Genomic DNA, 623 nt, shown 5'->3' on the forward strand with positions numbered 1-623 from the left:
TAGACCAGCATCGCGACCACCAGTGCCAAGTACCCACCGGGCACCCACATCTCGGGCTTCGACCAGCGCCGCACCATGGCATTCACCGTTCCGTTCCGCTTCGTTCGACCTGCGCCCAGTCTCGACGCTGCCGGGGACCGCCACCTGAGTACGCCTACTCATCCTGCTCGGCCCTGAGTACCTGGTCAGAGCCGTGCACGCCAAGAGCAGGTCGAAGCCCCGTCGGTAGGTGACCTTTCCAGGTCGCCTACGTTCGACGGGGCTTCGTTGTGTACCTCTGCGGATCCGGCGGGCGGGTCACACCGCCGTGGCCTGCTCACTCACAAGATCATCCCGGCTGTGGGACTGCCCTTTGTTCCGGTGTGCCGTCCTGCTGGTGGTTGCCCAGATCTGGAGCAGGTACTGGAAGGAGGACCCCGCGCTGCTGACCCGGAGGTGGCTGCGGGTGCCGTAGCCGAGGGAGGTGTTCCAGTTGTACTCCTCGACGTCGAAGGAACCGTCGGAGTAGACCGCGTTGACGTAGGCGACGTGGCCGACGTTGTGGGTGTCGTTGACGGCGATGGCACCGACGGTGGGAGTGGTGTTGACGGTGACGCCGACGCGGCGGGCGGCGTCGTCCCAGG

At 66.0% G+C, this 623-nt stretch carries 1 protein-coding gene; it reads right to left on the reverse strand.

Going from position 1 to position 623, the window contains the following annotated elements:
- Nucleotides 1–297: 297 nt before the first annotated feature.
- On the reverse strand, nucleotides 298–623 hold a 326-nt coding region (locus ABD323_RS43635; protein WP_344447560.1), incomplete at its 5' end, for a CHAP domain-containing protein.

Origin of the sequence: Kitasatospora nipponensis (assembly GCF_039528135.1) — a bacterium.
GTDB classification, from domain to species: domain Bacteria; phylum Actinomycetota; class Actinomycetes; order Streptomycetales; family Streptomycetaceae; genus Kitasatospora; species Kitasatospora nipponensis.